The organism is Paracoccus rhizosphaerae (assembly GCF_026162645.1).
In the GTDB taxonomy this organism is placed as follows: Bacteria; Pseudomonadota; Alphaproteobacteria; order Rhodobacterales; family Rhodobacteraceae; genus Paracoccus; species Paracoccus rhizosphaerae.
Window position 1 is genome coordinate 42,199 of the sequence record NZ_JAOTBE010000020.1, and the last position, 12,956, is coordinate 55,154.

Here is a 12,956-nt window from a genome sequence, read left to right on the forward strand (position 1 = left end):
CCTGGCCCGCCCCTCGATGCCCCGGCCGATCCGCCGGCAGCAGGGCGAGGCCCGCCTGTCGGTCGGCTTCATCCTGGCCAAGCGCTTCACGCTCTGCGCCTTTGCGAATTTCGTGGATGTCCTGCGGCTTGCGGCGGATGAAGGCGACCGCAGCCGGCCCATCCTGTGCAACTGGACAGTGCTGTCGGACACGATGGAGGCCGTGACCTCCAGCTGCGGAATCAGCGTCCAGCCGAAAGAGCGTCTGGGCGATCCGGCGCGATTCGACTATGTCGTCGTGATCGGCGGCCTGATGGAGGACGAGGCCGTCCTGCCCCCCGGCTATCACCGGTTCCTGCACGACGCGGCAGCTGCCGGCGTGCCGCTGGTGGGCATCTGCACGGGCGCGTTCCTTCTGCACCAGGCGGGGCTTCTGCAGGGCTATCGCTGCTGCGTCAGCTGGTTCCACCACGCCGATTTTCTGGAACAGTTCGAGGGGCTGAACCCCGTAACCGACCAGATCTTCGTGGTCGATCGCGACCGGCTGACCTGCTCGGGCGGGGCCAGTTCCGCCCATCTGGCGGCCTATCTGGTGGACAAGCATGTCGGTCGCGCCCAGGCCAGCAAGAGCCTGCACATCATGATCATCGATGAGGCGCTGCAGGCCGACAAGCCGCAGCCCGGCATCACGATGGACTTCAAGACCCGCGACCCGATGGTGCTTCGCGCTCTTCTGATGATGCAGCAGAACATCGAACAGCCCTTCACCGTGGCCGAGATCGCCAAGCGGATCGGCCACAGCAAGCGCCAGCTGGAACGGCATTTCCAGGCAGCGCTCGGCACTTCGCCGCAGGCCGCGTTCCTCGACATGCGGCTGTCGCTGGCCCATCACCTGATCGTCTCGGGCGACCGGCCCATTTCCCAGATCGCGCTGGAATGCGGCTTTTGCGACAGCTCGCACCTGAGCCGCATGTTCCGCCGCCGCTATGGCCAGACACCGCAGGCCCTGCGCCAGGCGGCATGAAAAAGGCCCCCGCATGACGCGGGGGCCGGGCACTGGTGACGAACCCTCAGCGCGGTTCGCTGGCGAGCCCCTTCCAGACCGCCACGCACATAATGAGCAGCAGCACAGTGAAGGGCAGCCCGGTCGAGATGACCATGGACTGCAGCGCGGTCAGGCCGCCCGCCGACAGCAGCAGCACGACCGCGATCACGCCCGAGAAGACGCACCAGAAGACGCGCTGCAGGGTCGGCGCATCGGTCTTGCCGCCCGAGGTGATCGTGTCGATCACCAGCGAACCCGAGTCGGACGAGGTCACGAAGAACACGATGACCAGCACGATCCCGATGAGCGAGGTGATCTGCGTCATCGGCAGGTCGTCCAGCATCGCGAACAGCTGCAGCGGCAGTTCGGCGTCGCGGGCGGCGGTATAGCCCTCGGCCAGCAGCTGGTGGATCGCCTCGCCGCCGAAGATCGACATCCAGGCGACGCAAACGAGCGACGGGATCAAGAGGACGCAGATCAGGAACTCGCGCACGGTGCGGCCGCGGCTGACGCGGGCGATGAACATGCCCACGAACGGCGACCAGCTGATCCACCACGCCCAGTAGAACGAGGTCCAGCCCTGCATGAAGTTCACGTCGTCGCGCCCGACCGGGTTCGACAGCGCTGGCAGGTATTGCAGGTAGGCGACCAGGAAATCGCCCGTCTGCGTCAGCAGCAGCAGCGTCGGACCCGCGAACAGCACGAACATCAGCAGGCCGAAGGCCAGCACCATGTTGATCTCGGACATGAGCTTCACGCCCGCCTCGAGGCCGCGGACGACCGAGAAGAGCGTGATCGAGGTGATCCCGACGATGATGACGATCTGCCAGGTCGCATCGATCGGCATGCCGAACAGCTTGTTGAAACCGGCATTCGCCTGCGCCGCGCCCAGGCCAAGCGACGTGGCAAGCCCGAAGAGGGTCGCGAAGACCGCAAGGATGTCGATGACGTGGCCCGGCCAGCCCCAGACCCGTTCGCCGAAGATCGGGTAGAAGACCGAACGAATCGTCAAAGGCAGGCCCTTGTTATAGCTGAAGAGCGCCAGGCTGAGGCCCATGACGGCGTAGATCGCCCAAGGGTGCAGCGCCCAGTGGAAGATCGTCGCGGCCATGCCCAGTCGCACCGCCTCGGCCTGCGAGGGGGCCGCGGCCAGCGGTGCCCAATCCGTGCGCAGCCCCTCGGCCCCGGCGACGACGCCGCCCGCGGACGAGCTGAAGTGGCTCAGCGGTTCGCTGACGCCATAGAACATCAGGCCGATGCCCATGCCCGCCGCGAACAGCATCGAGAACCAGCTGACATAGCCGAAGTCGGGCCTGGCCTGCGCGCCGCCAAGGCGGATCTTGCCGTAGGGGCTGATCACCAGTCCCAGGCACAGGATGACGAAGACGTCCGCCGCGCCGATGAAGAACCAGTCGAAACCCTTCGTCGCACCGGAAAAGAGCGCCGAGAAGCTGTCGGCGGCAAGGGTCGGGAAGCCCAGCGTGAAGGCCACGAAGGCGATGACGCAAAGCGCCGAGATAAGGAATACCGGGTTGTGAACGCTGAAATCGAACGGCCCCAGTTGTCCTTCGATATTGTCCTGCCCCGCTTGGTAGTCGGTCTGTATCACGCTTTCCGGGGGTGGCGCGTCGGTCTGCGGAGCGGCCTCCTCGCCGTCCTTGCTCACATAGGTCAAGCTTACGTCCTCCTGAGTTGGCGTCGTGCCTGCCTGAGGGGTGTCCGTGTCGATGAACGCCGTCTTGCTTTTGACATGAAGCAAATCGCCACTCCTTCCCGGACGCGGATCGCGCCGGGCCGGACAGGGACATGGCCCCTGCGGCTTTTCATTCCATGCAGTTTGCGGCTGACTCGGGGACCTGGGACGAGACAAGCAACTTGAAGTCTGACGGTTATGTGTCGAAGTGCCGCAACGTCGCAGAACGGGTGCGACGTTCCGCCGGTAGTTTCGCGTCGCCTCAGGTCTGTCGGCGCCCGGCAGCCGCCCCGGACGCGGCGACACTGGCGCAAAGCTGCTGGCCGCGCGTCGCAAATCTTCACGCCTCCCGCCCGCCAAGCCGCTAGGCCTATGTCACTGGCCGGGGCCGTCTTTTTGGCGGTCCGGCCGCTGCCATCCCCCGACAGCACCGCGAATGAGGAAATCGCCCATGTCCCAGCTTATCCTGACTGTCTCCTGCCCCGTCCGGACCGGGATCGTTGCGCAGATCTCCTCGTTCCTCGCGGAGGCGGGCTGCAACATCCACGACAGCTCGCAATTTACCGACCTGCAGAACGACCGATTCTTCATGCGCCTCAGCTTCGCCTCGGACGGCAAGACGCGTGAGCAGCTGGACCAGGAGTTCCGGGCCGCGACGGTGGATTCGGACATCGACCACGCCTTCCACGATCCCAGCGAAAAGATGAAGGTCGTCATCATGGTCAGCCGCTTCGGGCACTGCCTGAACGACCTGCTCTACCGCTGGCGGATCGGGGCGTTGCCGATCGACATCGTCGCCGTCATCTCGAACCACATGGACTATCAGAAGGTCGTCGTGAACCACGACCTGCCGTTCCACTGCATCAAGGTCACGAAAGAGAACAAGGCCAAGGCCGAGGCCGAACAGATGCGGATCGTGCAGGAGGCCGGGGCCGACCTGATCGTGCTGGCGCGCTACATGCAGGTGCTGTCGGACGAGATGTGCCAGAAGATGTCCGGGCGGATCATCAACATCCACCATTCGTTCCTGCCAAGCTTCAAGGGCGCCAATCCCTACAAGCAGGCCTTCGACCGCGGCGTGAAGCTGATCGGAGCGACCAGCCACTACGTCACCGCCGACCTGGACGAGGGTCCGATCATCGAGCAGGACACCGTTCGCGTCACCCACGCCCAGAGCGCCAGCGACTATGTCAGCCTTGGCCGCGACGTGGAAAGCCAGGTGCTGGCGCGCGCGATCCACGCCCATATCCATCGCCGCGTCTTCATCAGCGGTGACAAGACCGTCGTCTTCCCCGCCAGCCCCAACGAATACGCCTCCGAGCGCATGGGCTGACCGCCACTCCGGGCGCCTGCAACCGTGCGGGCGCCCCTCGTCGAGGGCGAGCCGTTCCTCGAGTTTCTGCGCTTCGGCATCCATCTGATTGACTGCCGATAGCCACGGTCTGGGATCATCTGCGCCCGAGCACCAGATTGGTCCGAATGCCGCCATCTCGCTGCGGCACCCAGAACCAGACCCACATAGCCAGAGCACCGCCTTCGGACTAATGCCATGCGTCCCGAGCCTAGGATATGCCTGATCCGCTCCCGCACCAGGTATGGACAGACCGCCTGCAGGTCGTCACCAGTTCGACTATCGCGGGAGCATGCGACGCATGCGACGCATGCGAAAGCCTGCTCACCTCGATTTCAAGCGCTCACTACTCGAGCAGCAGAAGCCCCTTGCGACTTACGTCTGTGCGAGCTGCAGGACTCCCATGTGGTCATCGGAATCTACCCGCGGTCCACCTTGCGACAGGGCCCCAGAACAGGGTCGGAGAAACCGCCGAGGACGTTCGCTGCCCGAAGATAGTATGGCCTGTCTCAGGCTGAAGTGCGTCGGGTCTCATCGGTCTCATATCCGTCGGCTTTGAAGAAAATGTAGTATTGCTCATCGCTGAAAAGATCGCAGACCTGCCCGACAGCGTGCCAGGGAGCCTCGCGGATTCGCGCGGCGGCTCTTCGGATCAGGGCCTTGAGCCCATCGTCTCGGCCGATCCGCCGGACCGGATCGTCATCGACTGGGCTGGCAGCGACCGCCTGCATGGCGGAGAGGCCGCGATGCGGGAGGCGCTGGCGCGCAAGCTCGCCCTTTCCGGGATCTCTGCGCGGCTGGCCTGACCGTAGCCGGGGCGCGGCCCATGCGTTGATGGGATATGCGGCGGACGGCGCTACCATCGCGCCCCCGTGGTGCGTCGGACGCCGCGCTGACGCGCCTGCGGCGTGAGGTTCATGTGGCCAGGATCCTCGCCGACCTGTCCGAAGATCTCCCCAACATCAGGAAGCGCGGCGACGCCTTCCCCCTTACCACGGTCGGGCGACGAGTTCAGAGTGACCAGTGGAAGACACCTGGGGCCGCCGACATCGCGCGACATCTACATTCCGGATCTGCATATCAACACAGTCAGGGCACGATCGCCTCAGTGCGGCAGGATGGCGTGCAGCAGCCATCCGACACCATCACCGACCTTGTTGAAATCAAGCCCGCGCTCGAGGTCCTGGCGCAGGCCGAGGCAAGGCTTGCCGACGCTTTCGAATTGGCAGAGGTGGATTGGTCACTGCCCGCGCGTGTCGATGCCGCCCTTCCGCAGTTCGGTCTGTCCGCAGATCCGCAGGCGCCGCTTACTGTCGGGCGGTCAGCGCAGTCGCGCGGCTCTCGCCGCTCGTGCGGTTCCGGCAGCCTGACATCCCGCTGCTGGACGAGCCGATCAACCATCTGACGGGCGCGCCGTGGTGATCGATCTGCTGCGGGGCCGGGCCGGCGCCGCGATCGTCGACAGCCATGACCGCCAGCTTCTGCAGGGAATGTACGCCATCCTAGAACTCATTGACGGCGAGGCGCTATGGCGGCATTTACAGCGCGTATCGTCCGCACAAGACAGATGAACTCGATGCGGCTGCTCATGTGCCGAGTGGGCCGACAACGAAGCCGGTCGCCGCGCCCAGAGTGCCACCAAACGCAAAACCCGCAAGGACGGCATCGGGCAACGGCGCGGTCCAAGGGCCGTCAGCCGAAGATCCTATTCAATGCGCCTAGAACGGAGAAAAACCGTGCCGCGGCTCGACCGAGTCACAGGCCGCTGCGATCCCGCACGCCTTATCATTCACGACCTGACGCTGACCTTAAAAAGTCCCAAGCGGCTGGTCATCGGCGGAGCGAACGGTGGCGGAAAGTCTACGCTTCCGAAGATCATCCGATGGTCCGCCCGCGTGTCGCTTGACGTGACATGGGCCCTGCTCGACCAGCACCTGGGCCTGCTGCAGCCGGACGGCAAGCGGCGCAAGAACTTCCTCCGTCTAAAGCCCGCCTGCGACCAGCATGAGGCTCTGGCCCGGTTCGGCTTCCGGGCTGTCGCCGCGTTGCGCGCGCCGGCGACCTGAGCGGTGGCGATCGCCGGCACGCGGGGCGGCCTACGCGCCAGGTGCCACGCCCCACCGATGCTCCTGATCCTGGACGAGCCGACGAACGATCTGGACCTGGACAGAATCGCGGCACTGGAGGCCGCCTTGGCCGGCTATGACGCGGCCGTGCTGGCTGTCAGACATGACGAAGCCTTTGCCGCTGCGATGAACATGACAGGAAGGTTGGTCTTTATGGCCAGCGGGCCGTTGGCGATCCCGCTGATGTATATGCGGTGACGCCCGGTCACGGCGCATGGGGGTTCATGCGAGTCGGCGCAGTCACCGGACCGGGATAGCGGGCCGAGGCAACAAGTCTCAGCAACCAGTCCAACTATCGGCCGGGCAGGAGGACCTACCTTAGTGGCAGAGCGGCACCTTCGGGCGACACCTGCTCTTGATTTTGCTGCACTGTCTGCAAAAGCATGGAGCGGCAGATGAACATTGCGGCGACCACCGGGAATGGGCCACGCGAGGCCGTTGGAGCCTTGTTACAGGATGTCTCGGCTGCGCTTGTCGGGCATGACTGGCTTGTCGAGCGCCTGCTGATCGCCTTTCTGGCGGGGGGGCATGTCCTTCTGGAGGGGCCGCCCGGTGTCGCCAAGACGCGGGCGGTGAAGCAGTTGGCAGCGCGGCTGCCGGGGACACAGGCCCGGGTGCAATGCACGCCTGATCTTCTCCCCTCGGACTTGACGGGAAGCCAGATCTGGCGCGGAGAGAGCGGCACTTTCGACTTCGTTCCAGGTCCGATGTTCCACAACATCGTGCTGGTGGACGAGATCAACCGCGCGCCCCCCAAGGTGCAGTCGGCTCTGCTGGAGGCGATGGCCGAGACGCAGGTGACGACCGGCGGCGTGACGCGCCCGCTGCCCCAGCCCTTCATGGTGGTGGCGACGCAGAACCCGATCGAGCATGAAGGCACCTTCCCATTGCCCGAGGCGCAGCTGGATCGGTTCCTGCTGCACCTGCAACTCGGCATGCCGGATGCCGACGGCGAGCGGGCAATCCTCGACCTTGTGGAGGAAGAGAACCGCGCGTCACCTGCCCTTATTGATGCGGTAGCTGTGGATGCGGCCAGTCTTGCGAAGGCCCGTGCGGAAGTGGCCGATGTGCGGCTGGCGCCGGTGCTCAAGGACTTCATCATCCGGCTGGTGATGGCGACGCGGGCCGGAGGCAGCCTTGCGAGCGCCGTTGCACATCCCGTCAGCCCGCGCGGGACCTTGGCGCTGGCGGCTGCGGTCCGCGCCCGGGCCTGGCTTCATGGCCGCGACCATGGCCTGCCGGAAGATGTCGACGCCCTGGCTTGCGACGCATTGGGACATCGTCTCGTTGCGGACTGGAAGGTGGTTAGCGAGGGGCGTGACGGGCGCTCGCTCATCGCGGATGCGCTGCGCGAGGTGCGACCGTGGTGACGCTCGCCTGGCAGCGGGCACGAGGCATCGCTCTGGATGCCGGTGAACTGCTGGCTCTGCGAACGACCCTGCCCAGCCGTGAGAGATCCCAGACAGCGCGCCGGTCTGGGGTCATCCCATCGCGCAGACCCGGTACCGGCATGGACCTGCGCGAGATCCGCACTTATGTGCCGGGAGATGATCCTCGGCGGATTGACGCGGCGGCTACAGCGCGGACAGGCCGGCCGCATGTGCGCGCGCTGCACGAGGACTGCGATGACGTCACGCTGCTGATCGCCGACGTCAGGCCGGCGATGCTGTGGGGCACGGCAGAGGCGCTGCGCTCCGTGCGCGCCGCGAGGTATCTGGCCGGGCTCGGCTGGCAGGCGGTGCAGCGCCGGGGAAGCGTCGGCCTGGTTGTCGCCGAAGCCTCTGGCGCTCGAACGCTTGCGCCAGCGGCGGGAGATGCGCAGATGGCCACCCTCTGCCGGATGCTGGCACATCGTCACGCCGAGGCTCTGGGTGCCGGGCAGGCCACCGTCTCATTGGCCGAGGCGCTGGCTCTGGCCCATCGCGTGGCGCCTCCTGGTGCTCAGGTGACGTTGGCCACCTTGCCGGGCGGGTGGGCCGGCGCCGAGGATCAGATTGCGCGCCTGTCGCGCGGCCGGCGGCTGGAGGTGGCGCTGATCCTCGATCCGGTGGAAGTCGCGCCCCCCGACCTGGCGCTGCCGGTCGAAAGTCGTGGCCGGCAGCATGTGGCGCGCCTGCCGGTGGTAGAGCTTTCCGAACACAAAGACTGGCTTCGGGAGTTGGGCGCCAAGGCCCTCGAGGTCGTTCCATGACCCATGACGAGATGCTCGCGGCTCTTGCCCCGCCGCGCCTTCCGGCAGACTTCGGAAGCCTGTCAGTTTACGAAATGCTCGCGCTGGTCGGCATCGGGATGGCGCTCGGGCTGCTGGCTGGACTGCTCATCCTGCCACTGACCCGCCGTCGCGTGAAGCCGGGGAAAGTTCGTCTCTCCGACCTGCGGGAGCTTCCGGTGCCCGAGCGGCTTTTGGCGGTGGCGCGGCTGCTGGGCCGTCTGCCGCCTTCGCTTCGCGCTGCCGCCTACGGCACCGAGCCGCCACCGTCGGACCGCAACATAGAGCGTGCCGTCCGGCGCACACGCCCTTGGCAGCGATGAGCCTCGCTGTGCCCTATCTGCTGGCGCTGCTGCCGCTGCCGCTGCTGCTTCGGTGGCTGCTTCCCGCGGCTGATCAGGGCCGTGTGGCGCTGCAGGTGCCTGACCACCTGTCGCCTGGCGTAGCAGACGCGCAGGCCTGGCACGAGGGCGTGCCCTGGGCGGCCGCCGCAGCCTGGTTTCTCCTCATCGTGGCACTGTCTGGCCCGCAGATCGAGCGGGTGGCGAGTGCCGTTCCGGCCAGCGGCCGCGACATCATCCTGGCGATCGACCTGTCTGGCAGCATGGAGAAGGAGGACTTCGCTCTCGATGATCTGCCGGTCAGTCGCTTGGAAGCCGTCAAGCGGACCGCGGCAAGCTTCGTCGCAAGCCGCACTGGCGACCGCATCGGCCTGGTGATCTTCGGCGCCCGCGCCTATGTCGCCGCGCCGCCCAGTTTTGACGTCGCATCCGTGGCGGGGGCCATCGAGGAGGCGCAGATCGGCATCTCGGGTCGCGGCACGGCCATCTCGGATGGGCTGGGCCTTGCCACCCGGAGGCTGCTGACCAGCGACGCGCCGAGCCGGGTCATCATCCTGCTGTCGGACGGTGTCGACACGTCCGGCAGCGTGCCGGCAGTGGATGCGGCGCGGCTGGCGGCGACGCACGGGATCCGGATCTACACAATCGCGCTTGGTCCTGAGGATCTGGAAACTCAGCCTGCCTCGCGCGATGCGGTGGATGTGGCGACACTTCGCGCGATCGCCGAGGCCGCGGACGGGAAGATGTTCCGCGTCCGCACCACCCCCGATCTGGATACCGTCGCCGAGGCACTTGACCAGCTGGAGCCGAACCCCGCCGACCGCCCCCCGCTGCGCTACTGGCAGCCGCTCTGGTCCTGGCCGGCGACGGCCTCGGCGCTTCTGCTTGTGCTTGCGCTGTTGCGAGGCCGCGCATGGCGGACCTGATCCTTCTGCGGCCGTGGTGGCTTGCTGCGTTCCTGCCACTGGCCCTGCTGCTCTGGTGGGTGCTGCGGCGCCCGGCACCGGCTGGCGGATGGGAGCGGGTGATGAGCGCCGAAATGCTGACGGCCATGCAGGCGCTCGGCGCCTTCAGTGGCCGCGCCTCGCGCAGCGTCCGGCTGCTGCCCATTGCGGCGCTCGTGCCGCTGATCCTGGGACTGACGGGGCCTGCCCTGCCGCGCGAGGACCTGCCGCTTCTGGCGCGCACCGACACGGTTCTTCTGGCCATCGACACTTCTGCCTCTGTGGCAGAGGGTAAGGCGCTTTCGCAGGCGCAGCAGGCGGCGGCAGCCCTGCTGCAGCGCCTGCCGGGCCGTCCGGTCGGCTTGATCCTCTACGGAAACGAGGCTTTCGCGGCCTCTGCCCCGACAACGGACCCACGGCGACTGGAGACGCTGATCGCGGTTCTGGATGCCGGCATCATGCCCGCGCGCGGCAGCAGCCCTGGCGCCGCGATCGGGCTTGCTGCGGGAATGCTTGCCGATCCCCGGCAGTCGGATCTGATCCTGATCTCGGACGGCGGCGGCGTCGACAGGAACGCACGGGCAGAGGCGGCCCGGCTGTCAGAACTGGGCACACGCATCTGGGCGGTCAGGGTCGACGGGGTCGCCGCCGGCGCACCGGTGCCGGAGCAGGATGCAATGGCCCCCTTGGCCTCAAGCGGGAGGGTTCTGGACTGGACCGAGGCCGATGATCTCGCGGCAAGGCTCGGCGGCAGGGGCGAGCGTCAGCGCGTGGCCGAGCTTCAGGCCTTCGGCTATCGCGACCTCGGGCCGCTGCTTGCAGCATTTGCAGGATTGCCGCTTCTGATGATGTTGCGGAGGCGCTCATGATGCGGGTCTTCGCGGTGCTGATGCTGTCAGCCGCATTCCTAGCATTTGCCGGGCCGGCGGCTATTGGCGCGCTGGCCTTGCGCCTCGGGTGGGACAGGATTGCCGCTGTCACTCTCCCGGACGATGCTGCACGGGGCGTCGCCCTCTACCGGCTTGGTAATCATGCGGCAGCCGATGCGGCCTTCGCGCGCGCCGGTCGGTCGCAGACCTTCAACCGCGCCCTGTCCTTGGCGGCAACCGGGGACTATCCGCTGTCCGTCGCGTATCTCGACGCCGTGCTTTTTGCGAACCCTGCGGATGAGGAGGCTCGCGTCACCCGCGATCTGGTCGCAAGCATGTTTGAGCCGCACATGGGCGACAGCACCGCGCCGGGCCGCATCATGGGCCATGGCGGCTCGCCGGCACCCGACGAGGAGATCAAGGCGGCCCTCACTGGCGCCGCCTCGGAATATCAGCGCCGCCCTCTGGACGCGCAGGGCCTGGCGGCGAGCGACAACTGGCTGCAATCGCTGACGGACGATCCGGGCGAGTTTCTGCGGCTTCGGATCCACGCGGAATACGATCGGCGGGCGCAGCTTGGCCTGATCCGGCCAGAGGCGCAGGACCCATGGTGAAGTTGCTGAGCCTTCTCCTCCTGCTTCTGGCGAGCCCTCTGTGGGCGCAAACGGCACCACTCGAGCCGGGCGGGGCACGCCTCATGATCCTGCACGATCACTCGCGCCCTGTCGTGGCCGAGATGGTCAAGCTGACGCTGCGAGGCGAATATGATCTGACCGTCTCACTGGAGAACCTCCGCTTCCCCGACTCCGAACACTATGACTGGATGCAGATCGCGCAGGACCGGTGGTTCCAGGAACGGATCGGCGGCCGTATGATCCAGGTCTTCGAGCGCGACATCGCCCTCTTCCCCCGGCATGCGGGCGAGATAGAGGTAGGACCGGTCGTTCACGAGCTGACCCATGTGCTCCGCTCGGGCGACCGCGTCGCGCTGCAGGTGACGTCGGCACCGGCGCGCTTGAATGTCATCCAGTTTCCGCACTCCGGCCGCCCGCTGACAGCCAAGGCGCTTGTGCTGACCGACGAGCTTTCGACCCAGCCGGGCCAGCTTGGCCCGGACGAGGTACTGACGCGCCGCGTGACCATCGAGGCCTTGGGCGCACTGGCCCATCACCTGCCCGAACGCCTCGATCTGCAGCAGCCCTGGCTGATCAGCTTCACACAGCCTGAACTGCGCGAGACGACGCCCACGCCCGATGGTCCGGTCTCGCGCGTAGTGTGGGAATGGCAGTTGCGCCCGCGCACGGGCGAGCCTGGGGTCCTGCCATCTGTCGCCTTTGAATGGTTCGATACCGACACCCGGCAGATCGAGGTCGCCGCGATGCGGCCCATCCCGTTCGGCCTCGCCGGGTTCGGCAGCAATGTTAGCTCTGGAGCAGCTGACAGGGTGAGGCAGACTGGCTTGGCGGCGATCATCGCATTGGCAGGCTTCGCCGTTGCCGCCGCGGTCGTGCTCTGGGGGCGCCTTCCATCTATCGCCCCACTCAACCGCAGGCTCCGGTCCAATCCGTACGATGCAGAGTTGGAGCGGGCGGCTGAAAGAGGCGATCTTCTCGCGCTTCGGGCCGCTGCAGAACGTCATGCCTTCTGGAGTGGCGGCGGCACCGCGGACCAGTGCCGACTGCTATCGCTCCTCGACAGCGCCATTTTCGATACAGCGGCAGATCATCCATTCCAGCCAAATGAATGGTTGGCTCATTTCCGTCGGAAGCGAAGGCGCCGCATTCGCTGATCAAGTGGCCGCAGTCTCTTCTACAAGACAGACCCGAGAGAGGTGACCGATTGCGACAATGCTTCTGCCAGCCGACTGGTACGATGCAGAGACGATACCGTTTTAGAAGTGCCACACTGCAGCGTGTGATAAGGGTCGACGTTCCGCGATGGCCGGGTGCGATCACACCGTCCAATCCGCCCAGAGATCGACATGAAGAGCCCAAACTCGCTAGTCGCGCCGGTTGCGGTAAAACATGGTCGGTTTAGGAATGCGGGGTTCGCGGATCATGGCGATGAATTTGCGGCCCCTGAAATGGCTCGTAAGTCTTACCTCATTAGGGGCCATTTTTCAGGGAAGACCAGCATCGCATGAAGTCCCTCTATGCCTTATCAGTCATGGAAATGTAGCCGGCCGTCTCGTCCCAGTTCTTTGGAACGAGGACGGGCCCATCCCGACCCCGCCTGTAAAACATATTGCCGCCACCGGCTTTGCGGCCGCATTGCGCAGCCTAGGTGTCACATCCCGCGTGATTATACGGCCGCTTCTTGAAGATGTCCGGCCTTTGCCTTTGCCAGTCCTTGAGCGCGTTGATGGGCGTTTGCCCCTTCAACACTGATTGGGGGAGTTG

General features: G+C 66.1%; 15 protein-coding genes. 14 read left to right on the plus strand and 1 reads right to left on the minus strand.

What is annotated here, in order from left to right:
• Window positions 1–16: 16 nt before the first annotated feature.
• Window positions 17–1,003 (plus strand): GlxA family transcriptional regulator, encoded by a 987-nt coding sequence (locus OC184_RS09370; protein WP_265506954.1) that lies wholly within the window; start codon window positions 17–19, stop codon window positions 1,001–1,003.
• Window positions 1,004–1,049: 46 nt separating this feature from the next.
• On the opposite strand, the gene OC184_RS09375 is transcribed toward OC184_RS09370, so the two are convergent.
• Window positions 1,050–2,690, minus strand: coding sequence for a BCCT family transporter (locus OC184_RS09375; RefSeq protein ID WP_265506955.1), 1,641 nt, complete (start codon window positions 2,688–2,690; stop codon window positions 1,050–1,052).
• A gap of 478 nt (window positions 2,691–3,168) precedes the next feature.
• Here OC184_RS09375 and purU point away from each other — a divergent pair, with 478 nt between their 5' ends.
• The 13 genes from purU (at window position 3,169) to OC184_RS09440 (ending at window position 12,346) form a co-directional block, all read left to right on the plus strand.
• The gene (gene purU / locus OC184_RS09380; RefSeq protein ID WP_265506940.1) at window positions 3,169–4,050 is read left to right on the plus strand and encodes a formyltetrahydrofolate deformylase; all 882 of its coding nucleotides are present in this window, start codon (window positions 3,169–3,171) and stop codon (window positions 4,048–4,050) included.
• Between the two features lie 590 nt (window positions 4,051–4,640).
• Entirely contained in the window at window positions 4,641–4,874 is a 234-nt protein-coding gene (locus OC184_RS09385; protein WP_265506941.1) for a hypothetical protein, read from the plus strand.
• A 113-nt stretch (window positions 4,875–4,987) separates the two neighbouring features.
• Window positions 4,988–5,473 (plus strand): hypothetical protein, encoded by a 486-nt coding sequence (locus OC184_RS09390; RefSeq protein WP_265506942.1) that lies wholly within the window; start codon window positions 4,988–4,990, stop codon window positions 5,471–5,473.
• 10 nt (window positions 5,474–5,483) lie between these two features.
• The gene (locus OC184_RS09395) at window positions 5,484–5,639 is read left to right on the plus strand and encodes a hypothetical protein (RefSeq protein ID WP_265506943.1); all 156 of its coding nucleotides are present in this window, start codon (window positions 5,484–5,486) and stop codon (window positions 5,637–5,639) included.
• 165 nt (window positions 5,640–5,804) lie between these two features.
• Window positions 5,805–6,134 (plus strand): hypothetical protein, encoded by a 330-nt coding sequence (locus OC184_RS09400; protein ID WP_265506944.1) that lies wholly within the window; start codon window positions 5,805–5,807, stop codon window positions 6,132–6,134.
• Between the two features lie 57 nt (window positions 6,135–6,191).
• The gene (locus OC184_RS09405) at window positions 6,192–6,392 is read left to right on the plus strand and encodes a P-loop NTPase family protein (protein ID WP_265506945.1); all 201 of its coding nucleotides are present in this window, start codon (window positions 6,192–6,194) and stop codon (window positions 6,390–6,392) included.
• A 197-nt stretch (window positions 6,393–6,589) separates the two neighbouring features.
• Entirely contained in the window at window positions 6,590–7,564 is a 975-nt protein-coding gene (locus OC184_RS09410; RefSeq protein WP_265506946.1) for an AAA family ATPase, read from the plus strand.
• Between the two features lie 140 nt (window positions 7,565–7,704).
• On the plus strand, window positions 7,705–8,385 hold the full coding sequence (locus tag OC184_RS09415) for a DUF58 domain-containing protein (RefSeq protein WP_265506947.1): 681 nt from the start codon (window positions 7,705–7,707) through the stop codon (window positions 8,383–8,385).
• Entirely contained in the window at window positions 8,382–8,726 is a 345-nt protein-coding gene (locus tag OC184_RS09420) for a hypothetical protein (RefSeq protein ID WP_265506948.1), read from the plus strand. The genes OC184_RS09415 and OC184_RS09420 overlap by 4 nt, the downstream gene beginning before the upstream one ends.
• Before the next feature lie 8 nt (window positions 8,727–8,734).
• A complete protein-coding gene (locus tag OC184_RS09425; protein WP_322630195.1) occupies window positions 8,735–9,670 on the plus strand; it encodes a VWA domain-containing protein in 936 nt (311 codons plus the stop codon).
• Window positions 9,658–10,557, plus strand: a complete 900-nt coding sequence (locus OC184_RS09430) for a VWA domain-containing protein (RefSeq protein ID WP_265506950.1) — start codon at window positions 9,658–9,660, stop codon at window positions 10,555–10,557. Before OC184_RS09425 ends, OC184_RS09430 begins: the two co-directional genes overlap by 13 nt.
• Window positions 10,554–11,171, plus strand: a complete 618-nt coding sequence (locus OC184_RS09435) for a hypothetical protein (RefSeq protein ID WP_265506951.1) — start codon at window positions 10,554–10,556, stop codon at window positions 11,169–11,171. The genes OC184_RS09430 and OC184_RS09435 overlap by 4 nt, the downstream gene beginning before the upstream one ends.
• Window positions 11,172–11,293: 122 nt before the next feature.
• Window positions 11,294–12,346 carry a hypothetical protein gene (locus OC184_RS09440; protein ID WP_265506952.1) on the plus strand — a complete coding sequence of 351 codons (1,053 nt, stop codon included), beginning with the start codon at window positions 11,294–11,296 and terminating at the stop codon, window positions 12,344–12,346.
• Window positions 12,347–12,956: the final 610 nt, after the last annotated feature.